Source organism: Clostridium amylolyticum (assembly GCF_900142075.1).
Taxonomy (GTDB): domain Bacteria; phylum Bacillota; class Clostridia; order Clostridiales; family Clostridiaceae; genus Clostridium_AA; species Clostridium_AA amylolyticum.
The window spans coordinates 197,490-222,425 of record NZ_FQZO01000007.1 but is presented as its reverse complement, the minus strand read 5'-3'; the positions used below and the strand labels follow the sequence as shown (position 1 = coordinate 222,425).

Here is a 24,936-nt window from a genome sequence, read left to right as displayed (position 1 = left end):
ACAAAGAATATACTATAATAAAAATACCAGTTTATTATAGATACTATATGTTTTTTTATATAGTTTGTGAGGTGATGAAAGTGGATATAAAGCAATTAACTTTTTTTGTAACCATAATTGAAGAAGGTAATATTACTGCTGCAGCAAAAAAATTACACATTGCTCAACCTGCACTTAGCAATCAATTAAAGATGTTAGAGGATGAGCTTGGAGTTAAACTAATAGAACGTGGTTCAAGAAAGATAACTTTAACTGATGCAGGAAAAATATTGTTAAACAAAGCTAATCACATATTGGAACTTGAACAATCAGTGTATAAAGAGCTAGGAGACTTTAATAAGGGGCTACAAGGCACCTTAAGAATTGGTACAATATCTGCTATAGATTCTACGCTGTTAAATGGAAGACTTAATTACTATAATAAAAATTATCCTGAAATTAAATATGAGTTACATGAAGGTATAACTCCGGAAATAATAGAATTATTATATGCAGGAATAATTGAAATAGGCATTGTAAGAACACCATTTAAAGCTGAGGGGTTAGATGTAATGTATTTAGAACCAGAACCTATGATTGCGGCATATAGTTTAGACTATGAAATTCATAATGAAAGTAACAAAATTTCTATTACTGATTTAAAGGAAAAACCTATTACAATTTATCGAAGATTCGAAAAACTAATAATTTCCACCTGCGAAAAAGCTGGCTTTGAACCCAATGTATTTTGTATTAATGATGATTCGCGTACAACCCTTTTATGGGCAAATTCTGGACTTGGTATTGCAGTTGTTCCAATATCCTCATTAAATCTTATAATGGGTCAAAATTTAAAATACAAAATAATAGATGAACCATCCCTTTATACTCAAATCGCCATAGTTTCAGCAAAGGATAGATTCCTATCAGCTGCAGCGAAAAACTTTTTGAAAATGTTTAAATAACTTAAAGTTATTATGTGTTTTTCTAAATAAAAGATTTTTCGATTAATGCATATGTTAAAGGGTAAAAATGGTATAATTTGATAAAGGTTACTATTTTAAAAAGGGTGAGTTAGAGTGAAGAAAAAATTCAACCTAATAGCATTGTGTATTAGTATAATTATTACTGGGACAATAATTTATATTAAGGAAGGAAAAAGTGAAGGTTATGACTTAAAAGAAACCAAGGAAGATATTATGGTTACAGGAACTTTATTGGAGGGTAATAAGTATTTATTTACTACCAGGGTTAATTTAGGGAAAGATATTCCTATTTCTTACTCCATGATGGAGATAAAGCTTTATACAGAAATAGAATATGATGATAAAGAGATAGATTATGTATTAAAGAATACTGACATGGAAGTTATTCCTATAGGATGTAAGGAAAAGGCTTTTGGGGGTAAATATACTGGTAAGCGTGAATTCAAAATGAATTATGAAGTTGCAACAAAGTCTAATGAGATATACTCAGAAACTATGGCGGTAGGTTTTGCAAAAAATCTTTTGAAAAATGAAAATATTAAAATAAATAAAATTACAGCAGTGAACAGCTATTCTAAAATAGACTCTATTAATGATTTGAAAAGAACAAAAAATAATAATCTCATGGTGGCAGTGGAATATAGTACTTTAGAACAGTACTTTTCCCAATGGTACAACATAAAATTTAGATTAACCTCTAAAAATGAGGGGACATTTAGTGTTAATTAATTTCACAGCATAATATGATATAGTAATAATATTCAAAACAATAACATTAAGAAATGAGAGGAAGCACAAATGAACTATGTGGAGGATTTAAGAAAATTAGTGGGACACATGCCTCTGATACTATTGGGGTCAGCGGTGATTATTATAGATAAAAATAAAAATATATTATTGCAGAAGAGAAAGACTACTCATTATGGAGTTTGGGGACTGCCCGGAGGATTAATGGAGCTGGGAGAATCTACAGAGGATACAGCCAGGAGGGAAGTCTTTGAGGAAACAGGCTTAACAGTTGGTAAGTTAAATCTTATAGATATATTTTCAGGACCTGAATATTTCTTAAAGCTTGATAATGGGGATGAGTTTTACTCTGTCACCACTGCTTATTATACAGAGGAAGTAAGTGGAAATATCAACATGGATGAAACTGAAGGTTTAGAGCTTAAATTTATTAATATAGATAAGCTACCAGAGAATATGGTAAGGAGCCATAGAAAATTTATTGAAGTGTTTCGAGAGAAGTTTAAAAGGTAGAGAGAATATAAGAAGAATTACTTGATTGGAGGATTTAGAAGCATATATAATTATAAACACGGAAATTTACACTATATATTTAGAGGAGATGATGATCATGACTTTTCCAGGATTAAACTCAGAAAATATAATTATTTTACTCATAGCTATGGTTATTTTATATTTTGCCTTTAAATTCTTAAAAGGAGTATTGAGATTCGTTATATCCCTTATTTTAATATTTACCTTAGGAATAAGCTTATACAATATCTTTATAGCGCAGAAACCTTTAAGTTATGAAGTAAATAGATATAAAGTGGATATAGCATATTTTAAAGAAATGGGAAGTATCAACAAAGAAGTCTATGAAGCCATAAAAGAAATAAAAGCTGATAAAGATATACCTAAGAATGTAGAAAACCTGCAAAAGCTAGAAAAGCAGGCTGAGGCCTTGAAGCACAGCGAAGAAAGTAATATAATCCATAATCAGTATATATCCAACCTTAAAAAGCTGGTACTAGCTTCACAAGCCTACAAATCCGCCAATGGATCTAAGGAATATTTAGACAATCTAAACCAGATGGCAGATAAGATTAATATAAGCCTTAAGGAAGTACTTTTCCCAAAGTAAATATTTAATTCTGTTTTTTTGTGTATGAGTGAGAGAAAAGGGTACATGCATAGAGATTATCAAAAAATCTATGGATGTACCCTAACTTTTATTCTAATAATAACTTATTAAAGAATACTAAACGAAGTATCTTTCAAGTGCCTTTAATTTTTCTAAATCAAAGATCCCTGTAGAAATATCTTTTAATTTAAGTGGAAGTGATATACTTAGAAGTAAGAAGTAAGAAGTAAGAAGTAAGAAGTAAGAAGTAAGAAGTAAGAGGTAAGAAGTGAGAAGTGAGAAGTGAGAAGTAAGAGGTAAGAGGTAAGAAGTAAGGGGAAATAATTGGTGGATATGATGAGATAAAGGATGGGAATAGGGATGTTTGAATTTAAAAATTTTGACCTTTTAACAGATGGTGAGATTGATTTAATAATAGAAGATAAAACACCCTCTAATGAGGAGAAAGGTTATGTACCTGCATACAAATATAAGATTACTCTGCACAATTCAAAGGATAGTATAGGCGATATTGATATTCGTATTGGATATAATGAGAATACATATTATGGTGGTCATATTGGCTATAGTATTGAAAAATCTTATAGAGGTAATAATTATGCATCAAAGGCTTGTAAGATCATTAAACAGATAGCCATTGTTCATGGAATGGATAGATTAATAATAACTTGTAATCCAGATAATTTTCCATCTCGAAGGACTTGTGAGAAAGCAGGCCTTAAACTTAAGGAGATAGTAGATTTGCCGCCACATAATGAGATGTATCAAAATGGGGAAACACAAAAGTGTATATATGAATGGATTTTAAAATAATAATTTTTTGTAGTTTTTATAGATTCTAGTACTTCTTGCAAGTATTCCTGTCATGATTTTTTGCTATTAGGTATTTAGTAAAGTTATTTATATAATCTTTAAAAAACCATTGACTTTGACGTCGTGTCGCCCATTACAATGATTTTAGAGAGGAGGAGAGAGAATGAAATTGATGACAATCAGTGAGGTAGCTAATACCTTTGATGTTTCCACAAGAATGCTCAGGTATTATGATGAAATTGGGCTTTTACCCAGCACTCGCATGGAAGATTACGCTTATCGAGTGTATGACCAGTCTGCTGTAAGACGTCTACAACAGATACTTACATTACGAAAACTGCGTATTTCCTTAAAAAAGATTGCTTTGATTTTAGAGTGTCCAGAGCAAACAAAAATTGTGGAAGTGTTTCATGAAAGCATGAATGAGCTTGATGATGAGATATCGGCGCTTCAAACCATACGGGATATTTTACGTATGTTCATCACACGATTAAACACAGCTGCACATACCAATGTCAAGCTGGACATGTTCGACGATGTTGAAATTATGAGTGTCATTCAAACACTCAGCCTTTCTAAAATTAATTTTAAGGAGGAACGTTCAATGGACGACCTTAATAAAGCAAATGAAACTTTATCAACCTTAAAGAATGTGCGTATTATTTATCTGCCTCCATGTACTGTTGCAGCAAGTCACTATTTTGGTAAAAACCCTGAAGATAATGCCATCAAATCTTTGGATGAGTTTATCAAAAAAATTGAACTCCAAAAAATCAAACCCGATTTGAGGATGTTTGGATTTAATAATCCATCTCCAAAGGGTAACGAAACATATGGATATGAATTTTGGGTAACCATACCCGAAGATTTAGATGTGCCAGCACCGCTTCAAAAGAAGCATTTTGACGGTGGATTGTATGCCGCACATTGCATCAAAATGGGCGATTTTCATGAATGGCAGCTTCTTAGTAAATGGGTTGAAAACAGCACCGAATATGAATATGACGCGCGCGAGCCATTTGGAATGGGTGGTTGCTTGGAAGAACACCTCAATGCATATTCATATTTTGCAGGTAACGAAAAAGTGGCAAAGTTTATTCAGCTTGATTTGCTTACACCCATAAAGGCAAAATAAATATCTATGTTCTCACATTATATTTTTTCGGATTTTTCTATAAGTAAAAATAAAAGTGACAGTCAAAATCTTTGATTTTCCCACTGGAACTTTCACAGAGTGTAAATGTTAACATTGCTATTAAGAATATACCTGCTGTAAATAGTAACATTAAATTACTTGCTTGAGGCTATCTTTACAGTGGAAAATACCATATTACAAGTAATAAAATATAATAAGGTTAGCAGTAAGAATTTACAAAATATGTTACAATTAAAAGAGCTCAAATAAATGAAAATCAGATTTTCAAGTATAAGGTAAATAAGAATTTATTATTTAGGTAAGAACTAATAGGTAAAAAGTAAGAGTTAATGAAGAAATTCAGCAAGGCTGAATTTTCACCACAACTACTAATTCTTAGCTCTTACTTCTTATCTATTCTATAAATTCTAATTTATATTATTGAAATTAAAATTTTTAAAATAAAAAATTATATAGGTTTATTTTTTATGAAGATTTGATATAATATAAATAAGAAAAACTTAGTGCGTCAACACTAATCTAATCCTTAGAACATTTATTTTGTTTTAGGGCTATTGGATGAAATTAATAAGTTTAATTAAGAAAAGGTGCTAATCTTGTGAGGATGGAGCACTTTTTTCTTTGCTTTTAACTTCTATATCAAGACCAAGAAATTTAATCTTAATTTTTAAATGATCTATAAAAAGATTATGTTTTAGAATTAATCTAATTATATAAACAACTGATATACACTTTATAAAAGTATCAAACATATCCAATACCACCTCCTAAGCTACAGTGAAATAATTCACCAATAGCCCATAAGGAGGATAAAACGTTCAAAACCCCCGTAGCCATCCTACTACGGATTTCAAAATATTACTTTAGAATTATACCATATTTATGTAGAATATATACACAAGAATAAAATGGAAAAACCTCATTTAAAATAGTTACGCTGAATAGTATCATAAGTAATAGCATGTTTACAAAATATGTTATAATTAAAGGGATAAGTAATTATTTAGGTAAGAAGTAAGAAGTAAGAAAATAGGTAAAAGGTAAGGAGTAAGAAGTAAGAAGTAAGAGTTTTTGAAAAAATTCAGCAAGACTGAATTTTCACCACAACTATTACTTCTTAGCTCTTAGCTCTTACTTACCAACAAATTAATTATAAAAAACTCTACGAGTTTTATCCATAACTCTTCACTCTTAGTTCTTACCTATTATTTAATAATATAAAAAGAAAGGGAGTGAGTATTTAATGAGTTTGCGTGTTGGTTATACGTTTTCTCATTAAAGATAATTTATGAAAATTTATATAAGTGCAGATATTGAAGGGATAACAGGGGTCACCAGCTGGAGTGAAACTGAGAAAAATCATAGTGATCATGGAGATTTTGCAAAGCAGATGACCAAAGAGGTAAAAGCTGCTTGTGAAGGAGCTTTTGAAGCTGGGGCTTCAGAAATTTATATAAAAGATGCCCATGACAGTGCAAGGAACATTGATATTAATGAGTTACCAGAAGAGGTACTAATTCAGAGAGGCTGGGCAGGAGAGCCTATGTGTATGGTAAGCGGTTTAGATAGCAGCTATGATGCGGCGCTATTTATAGGGTATCATTCCAGAGCAGGTAGTGGAGACAGTCCACTAGCTCATACCTTAGATACCGATTTAGATTATATTAAGATAAATGGAACATATGCCAGTGAGTTTCTAATTAATGCTTATGCTGCTGCTTTGCATGGGGTACCCGTAGCGTTTTTAAGTGGAGATAAAGGTTTAACAGAAGAAGTTAACCAAGTTAATTCCCACATATCAACTGTTTCAGTAAAAGAAGGTATAGGTAAATCCACCATTAGCATTCATCCTGAGAAGGCAGTTAAGGAGATTAAAGCTAAGGTAAAAGATGTCCTTAAAGGTGACTATAGCTTATGTAAAATAGAATTGCCAAAGGGCTTTGAAGTAGAAATAGCCTACAAAAATCATGAAACCGCTTTTAGAAATTCCTTTTATCCAGGGGCAAAATTGATTAGCCCTAAGGTAATAGCTTATAGCACCCATGATTACTACGAAGTCCTAAGACTATTCCATTTTTTAACCTAAGATTTCATTTCAAAAAAGAAGCAATTGGAGAACCAAGAAAAAAGAGTATAAATTTAGATTAAAATTAATCAACTCTAAAAGGGGAGATTATATACAAGTATGGAGGATAATATGGAGTTAGAAAAGTTAGATCCAAAAGGCAGATTTAGCAGTCGTGTTCATAATTATGTGAGATATAGACCTAGTTATCCTAAGGAGATAATTGAGTTTCTACAGGAAGCTATAGGGCTTAGCAAAGATTCTATTATTGCAGATGTAGGTTCAGGAACAGGAATTTCAGCTAAACTGTTTTTAGATAATGGAAACACTGTATATGCTGTGGAACCTAACGGAGATATGAGACAAGCAGCAGAAGGACTACTTCAAGGTTATAATAATTTTCATTCTGTTGATGGTTCATCTGAAAACACTACATTAAAAGCAGAATCCATTGATGTTATTGTTGCCGCACAAGCCTTCCATTGGTTTGAGCCTGAACCAACTAAAGAAGAGTTTTTGAAGATACTTAAGCCAGAAGGTTATTTAGTGCTGTTATGGAATAAACGTAAAAGAATAAACACAGGATTTATGGGTGAATATTTAAATTTTATAAAAAGATATGGAAAAATGGAAATTGAAAAAACTCATGACTGCGTTGTTCCTAAGTTTTTTAATAGTAGAGCTTTGAATAAAAAAGATTTTTCAAATTCTCAACATTATAACTTTGAAAGGCTAAAAGGGGAATTAGCTTCCTTTTCCTATATGCCTAATGAAGATCATGAGGACTTTGTGCCTATGATGGTAGAACTTGAAAATATATTTAATAAATATAATGATAATGGAAAAGTAGTTTTAGAATATGAAACTGAGGTTTATTACTGCAAAATGAAATAAAAGAGTCAAAATGTAAAAAAATAATAATTATATATTTATTTTTATTGGTGATATAACTATAAAAATTATAATAAGCTTAGAGGAATTAATATAAAAATTAAAATTATAGTTTAAATTGTGTAAGTTTAATGGGGGATTAGAGATGTTTGTCAAAGAAGATGAATTAAAAAAGTATTTAAATAAATGGCAGGATATTTTAAGGTTAAGAGATTGGGATATAAAATATGAAATAGTGGACAAAGAGTGGAGAAAAACAGGGGATATTAAAATAGACATGGATGATAAAAAAGCTGTTTTAATGGTAAATAATTTTAACCCTAAGCAGACGAATTTAGAAGCTTTAATTATACATGAATTACTTCATTTAAAGCTTTGGGGCATGGATCAAATGATAGAGCAGCTTATATTTAGTGTTTTCGGTAATAATGAGGAAGATGCTAAATTCAATTTTGCTTACACTCAGTTCATGACCCTTTTAGAAAGTACAGTGGAGGATTTATCAAAAAGCTTTGTTACTTTAGGAGCTGATGACAAAGAAACATCCTTTGGTAGAATTCAAAAAGCTGTGGATGAAGAGTTAGGTAAGGTAAAACTATAGAATATTAAAATTATTGTAATGCTTAAAAGGGAGAAGAGAATGATTAATGTGTACAAGGTTGAAAAAGAGGATATTTCAGAAGTCTCCTCTTTTTTGAGTAAATTGAATAAAGATAGTACAAGCCATATAGGATATTGTGGACAAGATGAAAAAGAGGTAGAAGAAGCCTTAAGAGAATACATAGAAGAAGAGGGAGAAAGTAGTCCGTTTTTCATAGCTAGATATAAAAACAAACTTGTAGGAGTTATGGGTGTAGATGGAGATCTAGAAAGCGGTAATGGAGAGCTTTGGGGACCTTTTATAGAAAATGTAGAAGAGAGACAATGGTCAGACATAGCTACTATGTTATGGAATAGCTTATTTCAAGAAGCTCATGAAAGCATAGAGAACTATCACATGTTCATTAATGTTAAAAATAAAAGATGTATTTCCTTTGCTGAAGAAAATAACTTCACTTTCTCTGAAAAGGATAATCTGTTTAAAACCTTAAAGCTAACAAAAAAAGATTTTAATTATGACTGTGATGAATCAATAATTGAAATCAATGATACTTTTAATAAAGAAATGGTGAGTTTGCATAATAACACCTTTAAGAAGGCATATTATTCAGGAGAGAGAATTATTAAAAGACTAAACCAATTTAGAAAAGTATTTGTTACTATTAAAGAGGAAAAGCTTTTAGGATATATATATGTAGAAGCTGATCCTGAATTTAGTGAGGCTTCCATAGAGTTTTTTGCAGTAGATGAAATTTATAGAGGACAAGGTATAGGCTTTAAGCTAATTAATAAAGCTATAAACTGGATATTTACATTTCCAGAAATAAAAGAGATAAATTTATGTGTAAACAGTAAAAATTCTGCTATTAATCTTTATAAAGCAGTAGGATTTAAAGAGATTAATGAATTAGCCTTCTATAGAAAAAACAGAATCAATTAGTAATAAAAATAAAGGTCAAGGAGTAATTTCCTTGACCTTTGGATATATATAGAAAATAAGATATAATTATATTACAAATTTAGGTATAGGATATATGCAAATTACTCATAAGCATACTTAATATTTTCACTATGGATTTTATAATATGTATGAGGTGACATAATGAAATTCTTAAAACAATATATAGATAAATATTGGAAGCCTTTTTTAACAGCAGTAGGGTTTTTAACCTTTGAAACTGCCTGTGATCTGTTGCAACCCACTATAATGTCAAAGATTGTGGACGTGGGGGTAGCAAAGAAGGATATGCACTATGTCCTAAGCTTAGGAGGGCTAATGCTTTTAGTTACAGCATTAGGAGCCTTAGCAGCTACAGGACGAAATATAATCTCCAGTAAGGTGTCACAGAAGTTTGGAGCAGAGCTTAGATTAGACCTTTTTAAGAAGATACAAGGATTTTCTTTTCAAAATATAGATAATTTTGAAGGAGCTTCCTTGGTAACCAGACTCACTAACGATGTAAACCAAGTGCAAATTTTTGTTAATGGTCTTATGAGGATATTTGTTAAGGCTCCTCTTCTATGTATAGGTAGCCTTATTATGGCTACGCGTCTTAATCCAGGTATGTCATGGATTTTACTCATAATAGTTCCTGTGGTGAGCTTAATTATCTTTACTAATATGAAAGTAGGGTACCCATTTTTTATAAAGGTGCAGAAGGTCCTAGATAAGGTAAATGGTGTAATTAGAGAATATTTATCTGGAGTTAGGGTAGTAAAAGCCTTTAATAGCTTTGATTACGAAGTTAAAAGATTTGGGAAAAGGAATGAGGATTTGGCAAAGGTATCTACCACCGCTATGCGTGTTATGGCTATATTTTCCCCAGGGATAACCCTTACAGTAAATCTGGGTATAGTAGCTATTTTATGGTTAGGTGGAATTAAGGTAAACAGCGGAGAAACACAAGTAGGACAAATAATAGCTTTTATTAATTATATGACTCAAATATTATTTTCACTGATGATGATCTCCTTTGTGTTCACTATGTTTGTAAGAGCCAGGGCATCTGCAGAACGTATTGAAGAAGTATTTAATGAAGAAAATACTATGAAAATAAAAGAAGATAAGTCAGAAGATTATCACATATCTGGCAGAATAGATTTTAATAATGTATCTTTCTCCTATGAAGGGGCAAAAGGCGATCCCGTTCTTAAAAACATTACTTTTACTTGTATGCCTGGGGAGACTATTGGAATAATTGGCTCTACGGGCTCAGGAAAAACCTCTCTTATAAATTTAATACCCAGATTTTATGATGCCAGCCAAGGCATAGTAAAAGTTGGAGGTATAGATGTAAAGGATATGCCCATAAAGGTTCTCAGGGAAAATATAGCCGTAGTGCCTCAAAAATCAGTGCTCTTTACTGGTACTGTGGCAGAAAATATAAGATGGGGCAAAGAAGATGCCGCCTTAGAAGAGGTGGAAAGAGCAGCGGAAATTGCTGATGCCCATGAATTTATAAAAAATATGCCCGAAAGATACAACACCATGGTAGGGCAGGGAGGGGTAAACTTTTCTGGAGGTCAGAAGCAGAGGCTATCCATAGCTAGAGCAGTAATTAAAAAACCTAAAATACTTATTTTAGATGATAGCACCAGCGCAGTGGATACAGCTACAGAAGCTAGAATAAGGGGAGCTTTAAAGAAATACTCTCAAAATCTGTCCACTATTCTTATCGCCCAAAAGATAAGTTCCGTCATGGAGGCAGATAAGATAATAGTTCTAGATAATGGAGAAATAGCAGGCATGGGAACCCATGATTACCTTATAAATTCCTGCGGTATATATCAAGAAATATATAAATCTCAAGTGGGTAAGGAGATGACACAGCATGGTTAAAGAGGGAAATGAAAATAATAGAAATAGCGAAAGTCAAGGCTTTAGCCCTGCTGGTATGAGAATGGGAGGAGGTCCTAAAGCAGGAAGGTTTGGAAGTCATAGAAATATGGCACCGGTGATTAAACCTAAGAATTTTAAAGGGACACTTAAGAGACTATGGGCATACTTTGGCAAAGATAAAAGAGTATTATTTTTAATATTTATATTTATACTGGTAGATTCCTTGTTAACCTTATCTGTACCATACCTTATAGGAAAAGCTATAGAAGCTATGACTTATTTAAAGATAGGGGGAGATTTTTCTAGGCTTAAGTTCATTATGTTAGCTCTAATTACAGCCTACGCTTTTAGTGCTTTGTTAAACTTCCTTCAAGGATTATTTATGGCTGGAGTTTCCCAGCGCATGGTAAAAAATCTTAGAAGTGCAGTGTTTAATAAGCTTCAAAAGCTTTCAGTATCATTTTTTGATACCCATAGCCATGGGGACATAATGAGTAGATTATCCAATGATATTGAAAATATCAGCGGTACGGTTTCGCAATCTACCACTCAGCTTATGGCAGGTTCCATAGCAGTAATAGGTTCTTTAATAATGATGATAAAGCTTAGTCCTATCCTTACCCTGGCAAGTATTATTACCGTTCCTTTAGTATTTCTACTTACTAAAACCATAGCAAAAAAAACTAAGGTTCTTTTTAAGAGCCAGCAGATAGAATTAGGTATGTTAAATGGACATATAGAGGAAAATATCTCTGGAATTCAGGTGGTGAAAGCTTTTAATTACGAAGATAAAACCATAAAGGAATTCCATGAAATCAACTCAAGGCTTTCTGAGGTGGGCACCAAAGCTCAAATATGGTCAGGATTTCTAATGCCATTAATGAATGTAATAAATAATTTAGGCTTTGCAGTGGTAGCAGGAGTAGGCGGAATACTTGCGGTAAAAGACATGATTACTGTAGGTAGCATTGCCAGCTTTTTAATATATTCGAGACAATTTTCAAGGCCATTAAATGATTTAGCCAGCATCTTCAATAACCTTCAATCTGCAGTAGCAGGAGCTGAAAGGGTATTTGAAGTATTAGATGAAAAGGAAGAGGAAAAAGATATACTAGGAGCAGAAGAACTTGTAAGCCCCAAGGGTGAAGTGATTTTTGAAAATGTAACCTTTGGATACAATAAAGAAAATCCAATACTTAAAAACGTAAGCTTTTATGCCCCAGCAGGCAGCAATACCGCTTTAGTAGGACCTACAGGAGCGGGGAAAACTACCATAGTAAATCTCATAACCAGATTCTACGATGTGACCTCCGGAAGAATATTAATTGATGGAAAAGATATAAGAGAATATTCTAGAGACAGCCTAAGAAAAACCTTTGGTATAGTGCTTCAGGACACCTATCTTTTTTCAGGCACCATAAAAGAAAACATAAAATACGGAAGACCAGAAGCTACGGACGAAGAAATGGAAAAAGCAGCAGCCATGGCCTATGCTGATGTATTCATAAACAGACTTCCCAAAGGTTACGACACCGTACTTTCAGAAAGCGGCAGTAATTTAAGCCAAGGACAGAGACAGCTTTTAGCTATAGCTCGGGCAATACTTTCTAAACCATCCATACTAATACTGGATGAAGCCACTAGCAGCATAGACACCCGTACTGAACTAAATATCCAAAAAGCTATGCTCAATATCATGAAAGGACGCACCAGCTTCATCATAGCCCACAGGCTCAGCACCATACGCGACGCAGATAACATCATGGTCATAGACCAAGGAAATATCAAAGCTCAAGGTAAGTACGAAGACCTAGTGGCAAGAAACCTAATTTAGTGATGGTGTCCTTGAAAAACATTGACTTTAAATTAACATTCCCGACCTTTGGTAGTGAAAAGTGTATAGTTTGCAGACTATGTATTATAGACTATAAATTTACTATATATAATAGTATTAAAGCATAACTTATATAAAATATAAGTTAAATAATAGAATTCAAAATTACTTATAAAAGGGAGAGGGGTTAATGAGAATTTTTGATATTATTATTCCAATACTTTTACTTGTGCTTCTTTTAAAACAGTTGAAATATATAAAGAAATTAATAATACCCACAAGAAAAAGTTATATACAAATTATTTTTGTACTGATTAGTGTGATAATTTTAATAAGTATTACATATTTTTACGGCAATAAGTGGATTCATTATATAGTAGGAGTATTAGCAAGCTCTACCTATATATGCATGTGGATTAAACAAGGAATTAACTCAAAGGGTTTTGTATCCATGTATAGATACAAAGAGACTATATCCTGGAATGAAATTGAAAAAGTTATAGTAACTAGTTCAAAGGATGTAAAAGTTAAGTTGTTTGGTGATTTTATGGAGCAAACATTTTATTTTAAAAATGGTGATTACGAAAAAGTTTTAACCTTTCTGAAAGAAAATTTGCCTAAGGAAGCTCAGTTACAAATCAATTAAAGACATGCAGGATATAATTAAATAGTATCTATTGAATATATTAATATAAAACAACAGCACAGGGTGCTTAGAGAGGAGCAGAAGATTTTATGGATTTTAAAGATGAAATAGCAATAAGTATGAAAGACCTTAGAATGAGCTATGCTACAAAAGAGGTATTGAAAGGATTAGATTTAGAGGTTTATAAAGGGCAGATTATAGGATACATTGGACCAAATGGTGCAGGTAAGAGTACTACAGTTAAGATAATGCTTGGACTTTTAGAAGGATATACTGGAGAGGTTAAAATACTTGGACAGGATATAAGAAATGCCAGTGTAGAATATAAAAGAAAGATAGGTTATGTGCCTGAAACTGCAGAGATATATGATAACCTTACAGCTAGGGAATATCTAACCTTTATAGGTGAGTTATATGGTTTAAGCTATGAAGAAGTAGACAGCAAAGCTATAAAGCTTATGAAGGTATTTTCCATAGAAGAGGTTTATGATTCAAGAATAAGCTCTTTTTCTAAAGGTATGAAGCAGAAGGTCTTAATAATATCTAGTCTTTTGCATAACCCAGACATATTATTCTTAGATGAACCCTTAAGTGGCTTGGATGCTAATAGTGTAATGATAGTTAAAGAGATATTAGCTCAGCTGGCAGCTCAAGGAAAGACTATATTCTACTCCTCTCACATCATGGATGTGGTAGAAAAGATAAGCAGCAGAATTATACTTTTAAATGGGGGAGAAATTGTAGCTGATGGAAGCTTTGAAGATCTTAAGCACAAGTCTAAGGAAGGCTCCTTAGAAGAAATCTTCAATGACCTTACAGGATTTAATCAACATAAAGCTTTAGCAGAGGAATTTGCAGCTGTAGTACAAGGAGTGTTATAGGATGAAGGACTTTAAGGCTTTAAAAATTTTGGACAAGTTTAGAGGGGCATTTGAAAAATTTGGAATAGATTATGATATAATGAGAAGCATACTGAGGGTAAAACTTATTATGGATGGCAGAAGAGTACCTACCATAATCAGCAACAACACAAAAAAGAAACCCGATAGTGAAGATCGTAATATGTTTTTAAAATCCTTAATTATGTATGTTATCATGGGGCTATTCTTAATACCCATGGTACTTATAGGGGATAAATATATATACATGATGAGCATAGTATTCGCCATAATGATGTTTATGGTAATGACCTCATTAATATCAGATTTTTCTTCTGTACTTTTGGATATCAGAGATAAAAATATTATTGCATCTAAGCCAGTGGAAAGCAAAACCTTAAGTGTGGCAAAAGCAATACATGTATTTATATATATGTTTTTTATAACCTTTGCCATAACAGGACCAGCTTTAATAGCCTCTTTATTTAGAAGAGGACCTGTATTCTTTTTAATATTCTTATTAGAAATAATACTTATAGATCTATTTGTGGTGGTTATTACCGCTCTTATTTATCTATTAATATTAAAGTTCTTTGATGGAGAAAAGTTAAAAGACATAATAAACTATGTACAAATAGTATTGTCCATTGCCATGGCCATAGGATATCAGTTTTTAGGAAGATTGTTTGATGTAGTGGATTTAAAAATAGTGTTTAATCCTAAGTGGTGGCAGTATTTACTACCTCCTATGTGGTTTGCAGCACCTTTTGAACTTATAATAAATAAAAATACTAATACACATTTTATAATATTTTCAATATTAGCCTTAGCAGTACCTATAATTTCTATAATTTTATATATAAAGCTTATACCTGCTTTTGAAAGAAACCTTCAGAAATTAAATAATAATGCTTCTAAAGCAGAGAAGCCAAATAGAAAGCTTTCAGACTTTATAGCAAAAATTATATGCAGAGATAAGCAAGAAAGAGTATTTTTTAGGTTCGCTTCTGATATGATGAAAAATGAAAGAAGCTTTAAACTTAAGGTATATCCTTCTTTAGGATTTTCACTGATATTCCCATTTATTTTTATAATGAATTCCTCTAGAGGCAGCAGTTTTGCTGAAGTAGCTGCAGGAAAGAGCTACTTAAATATATATTTTACTGCTTTAATGCTTCCCACAATAATTATGATGATGAGATATTCTGAAAAATATAAAGGCGCGTGGATATATAGAACTCTTCCTATAGAGAATTCTGCTCCAATATTCAAAGGCACACTAAAAGCCTTCATAGTAAATTTAATGTTCCCTATATATTTACTAGAAAGCATAATATTTATAGTAATATTTGGAACAAGGATAATTCCAGATCTTATAGTGGTATTTTTAGTAGTACTTTTGTTTACCATTATATGCTTTAAATCATTCAGGCAAGCATTGCCTTTCTCTGAAGCCTTTGAAGCAGCACAACAAACAGAAGGTATGAAGATGTTTCCGCTGCTAATTGTCCTTGGTATCATCGCTGGAGCCCATTATGCCAGCACCTTGATTCCCTTTGGAATATATATTTTAGGAGTAATACTAGTAATTTTAAACCTGGTATTTTGGAGAAAATCATTTAATATCCCTTGGGAAAAACTAGGGATTTAATTAAAGAGGTTCATTAGAATCTACAGCACCAAAGTGAAACTTTTCCTTAGTAGAGTTTTCTTCCTCCGAAAAAGGAAAGGGTTCACTTCTCACATCTGAACCTTGAGTTATTTCATTATTACTACCTTTAAGATTTGACTCAGTTTTTGAAAGGGTATAACTTTTTCTTCTTTTCATACTAAACACCTCCAGATAATATATAAATATTATCTGCTAAATTATAAATATTATTAACTTTTTATTTAAAGGAGGGACAATAAAATGGAAAAGTATGCATATTTTTTTGAACCCGACGACCCTATAACAACTAAAAGAGAATTTACCGATGAGTTAATTAAGTATTGCAAAAAAGAAAACAAAGATTTAACCATTCTCCATGAAGGCATGGAACCCGTTGTACTAATAGATGGGGAAAAGTATGTTTGTATGCTGGAGCAACCAAGGATGATTAACATACCCATTATTCCTGCATTTTATGCAAACTCCTATGGATTCAAGTGGGTATATATATACAGATATCAAGAATCAAGTGATTCTTAGCTTCAGATGGAATTTACTTATAAGGAATACCTACTCCAGCTGAAGCTTAGAAGAACTTATCCAGGAGCTTAGCGCTCATTATTCCGCCAATTGAATAAGTGGGGGGATTAGGAGCGGTTAGCTATCGGATAAATGCAAAAAGCTTTACTGAATATTTTTGAATTAAAGGAACTCCTCGGACTTCCTTTAATCTGCTTAAATCAATTCAAATTTTATCCTTTAATCCCCTTAATAGTCTAGAAACTTCTAAAAACCTATTATTCAATTTTTCTTTCTCATCTTCATCTGAGGCTTCGCTTAGTTTTCCGCTTAAGAAAGCAAGTTCTAGGTCTAATTTTGATATTTCTTCTTTAACGCTCTTTAGGGAGAGGTCTTTACTGCTATCCTTAGGAGTGTTTTTATTTTTTGTGTAATCCTTAAAGTTTCCCTCCCAGGTTACAATGGTCTCATTGTTTAGTTCAAATATTTTGGTTGCTATATTATTTATAAAATATCTATCATGAGACACTAAAAGGATAGTTCCTTTGTAGCCTTGAAGTACTTCTTCTATTTTCTCTCTAGATACTATGTCCAGGTAGTTAGTGGGCTCATCCAGTAAAAGAACATTGGCTTGGGACAGCATAAGCTTTGCAAAAGCAACGCGGCTTTTTTCACCCATGCTTAAACTATGAACCTTTTTAAAAACATCATCTCCTTTAAATAGCAGTGAAGCTAAAAGGAGCCTTACCTCTGAAATTGTAAAAGGCGACGAAAGCACGTTGTCTAATATGCTATTATTAAGGTCCAAGGTTTCTAGTTCTTGAGCGAAATATCCAATTTTCACAGAAGGATTTATGGATATTGAGCCTGAATAGTTTTTATCTAAACCATTTATCATTTTAAGCAAGGTAGTTTTCCCGGAGCCGTTTTTGCCTATTATGGCGGCCTTATCTCCCTTTATAAGGTTTAATGAAGCATTTTTTAGAAGAACTCTTTCTCCAAAACTTTTGTGCAAATCATTAATACGCATTAGATATTTTGGCAGTTTTATGCTGCTTAGATTTTTATTTATTATATCAAAGGCTGGAGCTGCATCAGCTTTAGGTTTTTCTACTTTATTATCTTCAAGCCTTTCTAGAGCCTTCTCCTTAGCGTGCATTATGCTTACCTGCTTTTTTGCTTTTGATCTCCAAAAGTCATTTTGCCCTGCAGCCTTATGGGCTTTATCATACCATTCTTTCCTTAGGGCAATATTCCTTTCCAGCTCTTTAATTTTTTGCTGCTGTTTATCATATTCTTTTATAGTATTCTTTGTTTCATTTTCTTTTTGCAGCTTATAAGAGCTGAAGTTTCCGCTATAGCTTTTAAGCTCATCCTTGTTTAGCTCCCATATACAGGTTGCTGCTTCATCAAGAAAGTACCTGTCATGAGAAATAATGAGCACTGTTTTGCTAAGAACTTTAATAAAGCCCTCCAGCCAGGCTCGAGTTTCTAAGTCTAGATGATTAGTGGGCTCATCTAATATCAAAAGATCAAAGTCATCTATAATTGCTCTACACAACATTACTTTGGTCTTTTCTCCTCCGCTTAAGGAATTAATTTGCCTTGCTAAAATATCTTCTTCTAAACCAGCTTGAGAAAGAGCTTTTTTTATTCTTACCTGGGTATCGGTTAAAAGTTTATTATCTTCCTTTGATAAAGGACTTAAATACTCACTAACCTTTATTGTTTCAAAGTTGAAATCATTAGGATTAAGATATTGAATTTTAAGTCCATAAGGAGAATAGTTTATACTGCCTTTTTCATAGCTTTCCATACCAGCTATAATTCTTGCAAGGGTAGTTTTACCTACTCCATTGGAGCCAATAAGTCCAACCTTTTCATTATTATTTATGCTGCCAGATATGTCTTCAAAAACTATTTTTCCTTGGAAGTCCTTAGTTAAATCATCAAAATAGATATTCATAAAATCATCTCCATTTCTACTTTTAGCATGAAATGAAAGAGACGACAGAAAAAAATAAAGCTGCAGTACTTTAAAATAACTGCAGCTTAATAGGCAAATATATAAAGCATATAAATATATGCTCTTAACCCACGTGCTTTTAATAGTACTAGTTTTTAACTGTCGCCTCTATTAAAAAAGTGCATAACTATCCCATGCATTTTTAAAGAAGCTTATTAAATTACTCACAGTTAAAAACAATTGTACATTGCACACCTCATATTAATATTATTTGATAATTGTATCAACTTATATAGTAACAGAACTTTTATGAAAATCAAGGGGGGATGATAAATAATATATAAATATTAAGAATATTCAAAAGGTGTATTGTGCATACGAAAAAAATGTGCTATATTGAAAATGTAAACGATATTAATCGTTATATATTTTTAAAGTTAATTGTTAAACAATTAAACAATATTACAATATAAAATAGTATTTAGTTGTGGAGGAGAAAAATGTTTAAACAGGTTAAAGCTCAAAACTTATCTGAGATGGTGGTAAAACAGATTATTGGATTAATTGAATCAGAAGAATTAAAGCCTGGGGACAAACTGCCGCCAGAGAATATTTTTGCTGAACAATTAGGCGTTAGTCGAGGAATTCTTAGAGAAGCTTTAACTATACTGCAGTTCCAAGGCTTTATCAGCAGAAAGCCTAAAGATGGAACCTATATAAGAGAATTAGAAGATTATAAGAAAGCTAATCAATCTATAACAGAGTCTTTAAAAGATGCCACTTACATGGATCTTGTGGAATTAAGAGAAGCATTGGAATTAAGAACTGTTGAGCTGGCTATTCAAAGAGCTAAAGATGAAGAGATAGTAGAAATAAAAAATTATCTAAATGGAGTAAAAGTAGACGATGAAAGCTACAACATTATGGACTATAATTTCCATCTTAAAATAGCTGAACTATCTAAGAATATTCTTTTAATAAACTTCATTGATAACTACTATGGATTAATTGAAGAGTTAGGAGAAAAGAGTAATAAGAAGAGAGAAAGAAAGTTAGAAATAATAGAAGAACACAAGGGATTAATTAATGCTATTTATAATAGAGATGTGGTAGAAGCAAGAGAAGCATTAAGCTATCACTTAAGAAAGGTAAAACAAATAATCAGTAAAAATGATATTACAAAGGAGGAGAAAAATGAGTAAAAAAATAAAAATATTATCTCCTTGTGGAATATTGGGATATGGATTTCCAGTGGAGTCATTTCAGAAAGGGCTAGAGGATAAACCGGATGCTATAGTGGTGGATGCAGGCTCTACGGATGCAGGTCCACACAAGCTAGGGGCAGGGGTTTCTATAGTAAGCAGGATGGCTTGTAAAAAGGACTTATTATTATTAATTAAAGGTAGCAGAGAGCTTAACATTCCTCTTATCATTGGCTCTGCTGGCGGCTCAGGAGCAAAGGTTCACACAGAATGGACTTTAGATATTATAAATGAAATTTTAGAAGAAGAAAAGATAAATACAAAGTTAGCAATTATTTGGGCAGATATTGACAATGAGAGAGTAAAAAAATCCAATAAATTGGGACAAGTATTAGATATGGGTACTAATATACCAAAGCTAAATGATGAGATTATAGACACAACAAAAAGTATTGTGGCTCAAATGGGAGATGAACCTATAATTGAAGCCTTAAAAGAAAAAGCTGAAATTATCGTATGTGGAAGAGCCTATGATCCTGCTCCCTTTGCTGCAGTAGGAATCTATAATGGATGTGACCCAGCCTTATCTTATCACTTAGGAAAGATATTAGAATGTGGTGCTTTGTGTGCAGAACCGGGAACCACCAAGGATTGTATTATGGGGGTTATTGAAGAAGATAGCTTTTATGTTTATCCCACAAATCCTTTAAGAAAATGCACACCAACTAGTGTAGCAGCACATACCTTTTACGAAAAGGATCATCCATACATTTTAAAGGGACCAGGTATAGAATTACACCTAGAATCCTGTGAGTTTACAGCCATAGATGACAGCACTGTAAGGGTTAAAAACAGCAAGCTCATAAAAACACCTAAATATTATATAAAGCTTGAAGGAGCAAGGAAGATATTATATAGAACCTTTGTGGTGGCAGGTGTTAGAGATCCATTGCTTATCAATAAGCTAGAGGAAGTAGAAGGCTTAGTGATACAAGGAGTTAAAGAATATTTTTCAGAGATTCCAGAAAGCCATTATAAAATTAACTTTATAAATTATGGAATTAATGGTGTTATGGGAGACTTAGAACCTAATGAAGAAATTTCAAAAGAAGCAGGAGTGGTATTTGAGGTTTTAGCAAAAACCCAAGAACTAGCTTCAGCCATCTGCAGCTCCGTTAGATCTTCTTTCATGCATTATGGATATAAAGGAAGAAAATCTACTTCAGGAAACCTGGCATTCCCTTTTTCACCTAGCGATATTAATTTTGGGCCAGTGTATGAATTTAGTGTATATCATTTAATGGAAGTAAAGGATGGAAAAGAAGTATTTCCTATAGAATATAGGGAGGTTAAACATGGATAGATTAGTAGATTTGGCAAAGGTTTTAAGGAGCAAGAACAGCGGACCCTTCTCTATAACCTTGGACATACTATTTGATAATTATGATACATACAAAAGAGTTGTGGATTCCAATACCATTACATTAGAGAGTATTTCAAAGCTATATAAAATAAGAAAAGAGGAAATCACAGAACTAGTTTTCTTTGATAAAGGCTTAGGCATTAAGATAACCATGAATAGAAGAATATCATCGGGAACAGCAGGGGATAGAGACGTTTATGGAGCCCAGCAGCACGCCCCGCTTTTTGATATTTTAATACCATAAGAGAGGAGGGTAATGGTGGAAAGATTATCATTAAACAAAAAAGGTGAAAAACTATCATTAAGCAGAAAAACGGAAAAGTCGCCATTAAATGAAAAAATGGCACAAATAAAAAAAGATAGAATTTTATATTTACTGATAGCGCCAACTTTAATATATTTTTTCATCTTTAGATTGTGGCCTATTTTAAACATGAAATTAGCTTTTTATGATTATAAAGCCGTTGGACCCTGGAAGTTTGTGGGGTTAAAGTATTTTCAACTTATTTTTAAATCGCCATCCATAAAAGTGATTTTAACCAATACTTTAATAATCAGCTTTATGAAATATGTACTGCTTTTCCCTTTTGTGGTATTGTTTGCGATTTTACTAGCAGAATTAAGAAGCACCATATTTAGAAAATATGTTCAGATAGTATCCTTTTTACCACACTTTTTATCCTGGGTAGTAATAGCAGGAATTTGGATATCCTTTTTATCCCCATCCAATGGAGGGGTAAATCAAATATTAAATATATTTAATATGCCTTCAGTGAGCTTTATGACAGATAAGGGGAGCATAAGATGGGTGTTACTGTTTTCAGAAGCCTGGAGAAGTATAGGATGGGATTCCATAATATATTACGCTGCCATTATTTCAATTAGTCCAAGCATCTATGAAGCAGCAAAGATTGATGGAGCTAACAGGTTGAACATAATTAAGTATATTATTCTACCTGCCCTAGTAATACCAATGGTAACAATGTTTATTTTAAACCTAGGATTCTTCTTAAATGCTGGATTTGATCAAGTTCTTAACTTCACCAATGATGCAGTAAACAGTAAGATCGACATTTTAGATACCTATATCTATAGAATAGGAGTAATAAACGGACAATACTCCTTAGGTACTGCAGTGGGATTTGTTAAAGGGGTAGTAGGGGTGTTTTTAGTGTTAACCACTCACTTTATCTCTAAAAAGTTAACAGGAAAAGGAGTTTGGTAGGATGAAAAAAATAATAAAAAAGTTTAGTTTTTACCAGCTCATTTTAATAATTATCTTTACATTTATAACATTAACCATGTTAATACCACTGCTTAATATTCTTGCAGTTTCTTTATCAGATCCATCAGTATCCACTAAAATGTCAGGATTAGAGATCATACCAAAGAAATTAAGCTTAATAAATTATAAGGTGATACTAAGCCATCCAGTGCTAGTACCATCCCTGCTAAATTCTATCTTCATCACCGTAGTAGGAACACTTATAAATATGTTATTAACTACCACAGCAGCCTATGTTTTAACTAGACCGGGGCTAGTATTTAAAAAACTTTTAATGGTATTTCTTATATTTATGATGTTATTTGATCCTGGTATAGTACCCGAATATCTTGTTATTAAAGATATTGGACTTATGGGGAGCAGATGGTCAGTAATTCTAGTAAATGCGGTAAACGTATACTATTTAATTATAATGATGAGGTTTTTTAATGAAGTACCAAAAGAAATAATAGAGGCTGCTGAAATTGATGGGTGTGGACATATAAAAATGTTGTTTAAAATAATTTGGCCACTATCCAAAGCAGGGATAGCTACTATAACCATGTTTTATGCCGTTGTAAGATGGAATGAATATTTCAAGGCAAGCATCTATATAGGTGATGCTAAGAAAACTACTCTTCAAGTAATACTAAGGCAGTTTATAGTGTTAGATGATACAGTATCCATCCTGGGAGCACAAAATATACTTAACTACAACGAGCTGGCAAAGCTAGACTATAATGCACTGAAATACGCAACTATTATAGTTGCAATAATACCGATACTAATACTCTATCCATTAGTTCTTAAATATTATGCTGGGGATGTAATGGCTGGAGGAGTTAAAGAATAAAAGTTATATATATGGAGGGAAAGTAATGAAAAAAATTATGTCTGTTTTTTTAGCTGCTCTTATGACTTCTGCTTTGTTGGCAGGTTGTAACAAAACTCCAAAAGAAACTGCCGGAGGTGCACAAAACATAGGTACAAAGGACAATCCAGTAAAAGTTTCCATCATAACTAAAGATGTAAGTCCAAAGGATGAAGATGTGAAAAAGTTAGTGGAACAAATTGAAGCTGGACTTGCCAAAGAAAACAAATTTGTAAAGCTAGAATACCTTGAAGCTCCTACTGGAACCTATGGTGAAGCAGTACCCTTAGCCTTTAGAACTGGACAGATTTCACCAGATATCATCTACTTCCAAGGTGGAGATTTACCTATATCCAATGATGGAATGTTAGAAGACTTAAACCCCTATATTGAAAAGTCAAAGAATATCAAGAATGTACTAGAAGATCATAATAAAGAGAAAATGAAAAATTATCCATATTTATTATGGCTTGCCCCAGCTAGAGTTAGTACTCCTGTTATGAGAAAAGATATAGCAGATAAGCTAGATAGCTATAAAGAAGTGGTAGCAAATCCAACCACAGAAAACTACGAAAAGATGTTTAAGGAAATTGTGGATAAAAAGCTAGCTAAATATGCTATAACTTCAGATGGAGATTTAACTAGAATGGATAGTGTATTTAATCATGCCTTTGGTGTTACAGCCACAGTGGTTAAAGTAGATAATAAATGGGTTTTCTCCAAGGCTACTAAATTTGAAAGAGACAAACTTGAGTATTTTGCAAAATTATATAAAGAAGGCTTAATAGACCCAGAATATATCACCAAAAAGTGGGATGCTATGGAAAAATCCTTTTATGAAGGACAATCTTCTTTCGTAGCTGCTACAGCAGGAAAAGTTATAGATGTATACAACAATAAAATGACTCAAACTCATGGAAAAGAAGCAGAATTAGTAGTTTTACCTCCTGCAAAAGGTGTTTCACAAGCATATCTTTCAGTGGATGTAACTAAAGAATCAAGAGGATTTGCTATAAATTCACAATCCAAAGTTAAAGATGCTGCTTTTGCTGTGCTAGATTTTATGGCTGGCCCAGAAGGTATGAAACTTGACAAGTTAGGAATAAAAGATGTTCATTACACTGAGAAAGATGGAAAGATAGTTTATACAGATAAATTCAGCGAATGGTGGCCAAGATTCTTCGAAACTTTAAATAAGTTTGAGCCAAAGCCAGAATTAGCTAACCCAATAATGTCAAAGCCAGCTCTAGATTCTCTTGAAAAGGCTAAACAATACTATAAGCAGGATACTAACGTTATTATACCTGCAGAGTTAACACCACAATGGGATGCGATGAAGGCTGTTTATAAAGAATATGCTTCAGACATAATTAGAGGAGTTAAGCCTATAAGTGCCTTTGATGAATTTGTACAAAAATGGAATGCTGCTGGAGGCACAGAATTTACCCCTTATTTAGAAAAGACATTAGGTAAATAAAACAAC

Annotated in this window: 25 protein-coding genes; 22 read left to right on the top strand and 3 right to left on the bottom strand. The window is 32.6% G+C overall.

Annotation, left to right across the window (positions count from 1 at the left end; translation table 11 throughout):
• Positions 1–74 precede the first annotated feature (74 nt).
• The 6 genes from BUA82_RS15935 (at position 75) to BUA82_RS15910 (ending at position 4,783) form a co-directional block, all read left to right on the top strand.
• Positions 75–944 (top strand): LysR family transcriptional regulator, encoded by an 870-nt coding sequence (locus BUA82_RS15935; protein ID WP_341430544.1) that lies wholly within the window; start codon positions 75–77, stop codon positions 942–944.
• 114 nt (positions 945–1,058) lie between these two features.
• Positions 1,059–1,694: a hypothetical protein gene (locus BUA82_RS15930; protein WP_073010492.1), complete on the top strand. Its 636-nt coding sequence runs from the start codon at positions 1,059–1,061 to the stop codon at positions 1,692–1,694.
• A 69-nt stretch (positions 1,695–1,763) separates the two neighbouring features.
• Entirely contained in the window at positions 1,764–2,225 is a 462-nt protein-coding gene (locus BUA82_RS15925) for an NUDIX hydrolase (protein WP_073010489.1), read from the top strand.
• A 97-nt stretch (positions 2,226–2,322) separates the two neighbouring features.
• The gene (locus tag BUA82_RS15920) at positions 2,323–2,835 is read left to right on the top strand and encodes a hypothetical protein (protein ID WP_073010486.1); all 513 of its coding nucleotides are present in this window, start codon (positions 2,323–2,325) and stop codon (positions 2,833–2,835) included.
• Between the two features lie 360 nt (positions 2,836–3,195).
• The gene (locus BUA82_RS15915; protein WP_073010621.1) at positions 3,196–3,648 is read left to right on the top strand and encodes a GNAT family N-acetyltransferase; all 453 of its coding nucleotides are present in this window, start codon (positions 3,196–3,198) and stop codon (positions 3,646–3,648) included.
• Between the two features lie 163 nt (positions 3,649–3,811).
• Positions 3,812–4,783: a MerR family transcriptional regulator gene (locus BUA82_RS15910; protein WP_073010483.1), complete on the top strand. Its 972-nt coding sequence runs from the start codon at positions 3,812–3,814 to the stop codon at positions 4,781–4,783.
• A gap of 611 nt (positions 4,784–5,394) precedes the next feature.
• On the opposite strand, the gene BUA82_RS20775 is transcribed toward BUA82_RS15910, so the two are convergent.
• Positions 5,395–5,556, bottom strand: a complete 162-nt coding sequence (locus BUA82_RS20775; RefSeq protein ID WP_178140744.1) for a hypothetical protein — start codon at positions 5,554–5,556, stop codon at positions 5,395–5,397.
• 536 nt (positions 5,557–6,092) lie between these two features.
• Between BUA82_RS20775 and BUA82_RS15905 the strand changes: the two genes are divergently transcribed.
• The 9 genes from BUA82_RS15905 (at position 6,093) to BUA82_RS15865 (ending at position 16,208) form a co-directional block, all read left to right on the top strand.
• Positions 6,093–6,890, top strand: a complete 798-nt coding sequence (locus BUA82_RS15905) for a M55 family metallopeptidase (RefSeq protein WP_073010480.1) — start codon at positions 6,093–6,095, stop codon at positions 6,888–6,890.
• Between the two features lie 111 nt (positions 6,891–7,001).
• Positions 7,002–7,763, top strand: coding sequence for a class I SAM-dependent methyltransferase (locus BUA82_RS15900; RefSeq protein ID WP_073010477.1), 762 nt, complete (start codon positions 7,002–7,004; stop codon positions 7,761–7,763).
• Between the two features lie 142 nt (positions 7,764–7,905).
• Positions 7,906–8,361 (top strand): hypothetical protein, encoded by a 456-nt coding sequence (locus tag BUA82_RS15895; protein WP_073010474.1) that lies wholly within the window; start codon positions 7,906–7,908, stop codon positions 8,359–8,361.
• A gap of 39 nt (positions 8,362–8,400) precedes the next feature.
• Positions 8,401–9,300, top strand: a complete 900-nt coding sequence (locus BUA82_RS15890) for a GNAT family N-acetyltransferase (protein ID WP_073010471.1) — start codon at positions 8,401–8,403, stop codon at positions 9,298–9,300.
• Positions 9,301–9,462: 162 nt separating this feature from the next.
• A complete protein-coding gene (locus tag BUA82_RS15885; protein ID WP_073010468.1) occupies positions 9,463–11,199 on the top strand; it encodes an ABC transporter ATP-binding protein in 1,737 nt (578 codons plus the stop codon).
• Positions 11,200–11,254: 55 nt separating this feature from the next.
• Positions 11,255–13,033: an ABC transporter ATP-binding protein gene (locus BUA82_RS15880; protein WP_073010619.1), complete on the top strand. Its 1,779-nt coding sequence runs from the start codon at positions 11,255–11,257 to the stop codon at positions 13,031–13,033.
• A gap of 190 nt (positions 13,034–13,223) precedes the next feature.
• A complete protein-coding gene (locus tag BUA82_RS15875) occupies positions 13,224–13,679 on the top strand; it encodes a hypothetical protein (protein ID WP_073010465.1) in 456 nt (151 codons plus the stop codon).
• A gap of 89 nt (positions 13,680–13,768) precedes the next feature.
• Positions 13,769–14,560: an ABC transporter ATP-binding protein gene (locus tag BUA82_RS15870; RefSeq protein ID WP_073010462.1), complete on the top strand. Its 792-nt coding sequence runs from the start codon at positions 13,769–13,771 to the stop codon at positions 14,558–14,560.
• Between the two features lies 1 nt (position 14,561).
• Positions 14,562–16,208 (top strand): hypothetical protein, encoded by a 1,647-nt coding sequence (locus BUA82_RS15865; protein ID WP_073010459.1) that lies wholly within the window; start codon positions 14,562–14,564, stop codon positions 16,206–16,208.
• Here BUA82_RS15865 and BUA82_RS20770 read toward each other — a convergent pair whose 3' ends face one another.
• Entirely contained in the window at positions 16,209–16,385 is a 177-nt protein-coding gene (locus tag BUA82_RS20770) for a hypothetical protein (protein ID WP_178140753.1), read from the bottom strand.
• 84 nt (positions 16,386–16,469) lie between these two features.
• On the opposite strand from BUA82_RS20770, the gene BUA82_RS15860 reads away from it, so the two are divergent.
• On the top strand, positions 16,470–16,748 hold the full coding sequence (locus BUA82_RS15860) for a hypothetical protein (protein WP_073010456.1): 279 nt from the start codon (positions 16,470–16,472) through the stop codon (positions 16,746–16,748).
• Between the two features lie 205 nt (positions 16,749–16,953).
• Here BUA82_RS15860 and abc-f read toward each other — a convergent pair whose 3' ends face one another.
• The gene (gene abc-f / locus BUA82_RS15855; RefSeq protein ID WP_073010453.1) at positions 16,954–18,693 is read right to left on the bottom strand and encodes a ribosomal protection-like ABC-F family protein; all 1,740 of its coding nucleotides are present in this window, start codon (positions 18,691–18,693) and stop codon (positions 16,954–16,956) included.
• Between the two features lie 500 nt (positions 18,694–19,193).
• Here abc-f and BUA82_RS15850 point away from each other — a divergent pair, with 500 nt between their 5' ends.
• From BUA82_RS15850 to BUA82_RS15825, 6 genes are read left to right on the top strand one after another with little or no spacing between them, the layout of a single operon-like run.
• Positions 19,194–19,895, top strand: a complete 702-nt coding sequence (locus BUA82_RS15850) for a FadR/GntR family transcriptional regulator (RefSeq protein ID WP_073010450.1) — start codon at positions 19,194–19,196, stop codon at positions 19,893–19,895.
• Positions 19,888–21,258 carry an acyclic terpene utilization AtuA family protein gene (locus BUA82_RS15845; RefSeq protein WP_073010447.1) on the top strand — a complete coding sequence of 457 codons (1,371 nt, stop codon included), beginning with the start codon at positions 19,888–19,890 and terminating at the stop codon, positions 21,256–21,258. Before BUA82_RS15850 ends, BUA82_RS15845 begins: the two co-directional genes overlap by 8 nt.
• Entirely contained in the window at positions 21,251–21,562 is a 312-nt protein-coding gene (locus BUA82_RS15840) for a DUF4387 domain-containing protein (protein WP_073010444.1), read from the top strand. The genes BUA82_RS15845 and BUA82_RS15840 overlap by 8 nt, the downstream gene beginning before the upstream one ends.
• Positions 21,563–21,577: 15 nt before the next feature.
• Positions 21,578–22,543, top strand: a complete 966-nt coding sequence (locus BUA82_RS15835; RefSeq protein ID WP_242948990.1) for an ABC transporter permease subunit — start codon at positions 21,578–21,580, stop codon at positions 22,541–22,543.
• Between the two features lies 1 nt (position 22,544).
• Complete coding sequence (locus BUA82_RS15830) at positions 22,545–23,435, top strand: carbohydrate ABC transporter permease (RefSeq protein ID WP_073010443.1); 891 nt, start codon at positions 22,545–22,547, stop codon at positions 23,433–23,435.
• A 25-nt stretch (positions 23,436–23,460) separates the two neighbouring features.
• On the top strand, positions 23,461–24,930 hold the full coding sequence (locus BUA82_RS15825; RefSeq protein ID WP_073010441.1) for an extracellular solute-binding protein: 1,470 nt from the start codon (positions 23,461–23,463) through the stop codon (positions 24,928–24,930).
• Positions 24,931–24,936 lie beyond the last annotated feature (6 nt).

What these genes read in the sequence shown, in the direction of transcription:
- BUA82_RS15935 (WP_341430544.1), top strand. Translation starts at nt 75, where the DNA reads ATGAAAGTGGATATAAAGCAATTAACTTTTTTTGTAACCATAATTGAA.
- BUA82_RS15925 (WP_073010489.1), top strand. Translation starts at nt 1,764, where the DNA reads ATGAACTATGTGGAGGATTTAAGAAAATTAGTGGGACACATGCCTCTG.
- BUA82_RS15920 (WP_073010486.1), top strand. Translation starts at nt 2,323, where the DNA reads ATGACTTTTCCAGGATTAAACTCAGAAAATATAATTATTTTACTCATA.
- BUA82_RS15915 (WP_073010621.1), top strand. Translation starts at nt 3,196, where the DNA reads ATGTTTGAATTTAAAAATTTTGACCTTTTAACAGATGGTGAGATTGAT.
- BUA82_RS15910 (WP_073010483.1), top strand. Translation starts at nt 3,812, where the DNA reads ATGAAATTGATGACAATCAGTGAGGTAGCTAATACCTTTGATGTTTCC.
- BUA82_RS20775 (WP_178140744.1), bottom strand. Translation starts at nt 5,556, where the DNA reads ATGTTTGATACTTTTATAAAGTGTATATCAGTTGTTTATATAATTAGA.
- BUA82_RS15905 (WP_073010480.1), top strand. Translation starts at nt 6,093, where the DNA reads ATGAAAATTTATATAAGTGCAGATATTGAAGGGATAACAGGGGTCACC.
- BUA82_RS15900 (WP_073010477.1), top strand. Translation starts at nt 7,002, where the DNA reads ATGGAGTTAGAAAAGTTAGATCCAAAAGGCAGATTTAGCAGTCGTGTT.
- BUA82_RS15895 (WP_073010474.1), top strand. Translation starts at nt 7,906, where the DNA reads ATGTTTGTCAAAGAAGATGAATTAAAAAAGTATTTAAATAAATGGCAG.
- BUA82_RS15890 (WP_073010471.1), top strand. Translation starts at nt 8,401, where the DNA reads ATGATTAATGTGTACAAGGTTGAAAAAGAGGATATTTCAGAAGTCTCC.
- BUA82_RS15885 (WP_073010468.1), top strand. Translation starts at nt 9,463, where the DNA reads ATGAAATTCTTAAAACAATATATAGATAAATATTGGAAGCCTTTTTTA.
- BUA82_RS15880 (WP_073010619.1), top strand. Translation starts at nt 11,255, where the DNA reads ATGAGAATGGGAGGAGGTCCTAAAGCAGGAAGGTTTGGAAGTCATAGA.
- BUA82_RS15875 (WP_073010465.1), top strand. Translation starts at nt 13,224, where the DNA reads ATGAGAATTTTTGATATTATTATTCCAATACTTTTACTTGTGCTTCTT.
- BUA82_RS15870 (WP_073010462.1), top strand. Translation starts at nt 13,769, where the DNA reads ATGGATTTTAAAGATGAAATAGCAATAAGTATGAAAGACCTTAGAATG.
- BUA82_RS15865 (WP_073010459.1), top strand. Translation starts at nt 14,562, where the DNA reads ATGAAGGACTTTAAGGCTTTAAAAATTTTGGACAAGTTTAGAGGGGCA.
- BUA82_RS20770 (WP_178140753.1), bottom strand. Translation starts at nt 16,385, where the DNA reads ATGAAAAGAAGAAAAAGTTATACCCTTTCAAAAACTGAGTCAAATCTT.
- BUA82_RS15860 (WP_073010456.1), top strand. Translation starts at nt 16,470, where the DNA reads ATGGAAAAGTATGCATATTTTTTTGAACCCGACGACCCTATAACAACT.
- abc-f (WP_073010453.1), bottom strand. Translation starts at nt 18,693, where the DNA reads ATGAATATCTATTTTGATGATTTAACTAAGGACTTCCAAGGAAAAATA.
- BUA82_RS15850 (WP_073010450.1), top strand. Translation starts at nt 19,194, where the DNA reads ATGTTTAAACAGGTTAAAGCTCAAAACTTATCTGAGATGGTGGTAAAA.
- BUA82_RS15845 (WP_073010447.1), top strand. Translation starts at nt 19,888, where the DNA reads ATGAGTAAAAAAATAAAAATATTATCTCCTTGTGGAATATTGGGATAT.
- BUA82_RS15840 (WP_073010444.1), top strand. Translation starts at nt 21,251, where the DNA reads ATGGATAGATTAGTAGATTTGGCAAAGGTTTTAAGGAGCAAGAACAGC.
- BUA82_RS15830 (WP_073010443.1), top strand. Translation starts at nt 22,545, where the DNA reads ATGAAAAAAATAATAAAAAAGTTTAGTTTTTACCAGCTCATTTTAATA.
- BUA82_RS15825 (WP_073010441.1), top strand. Translation starts at nt 23,461, where the DNA reads ATGAAAAAAATTATGTCTGTTTTTTTAGCTGCTCTTATGACTTCTGCT.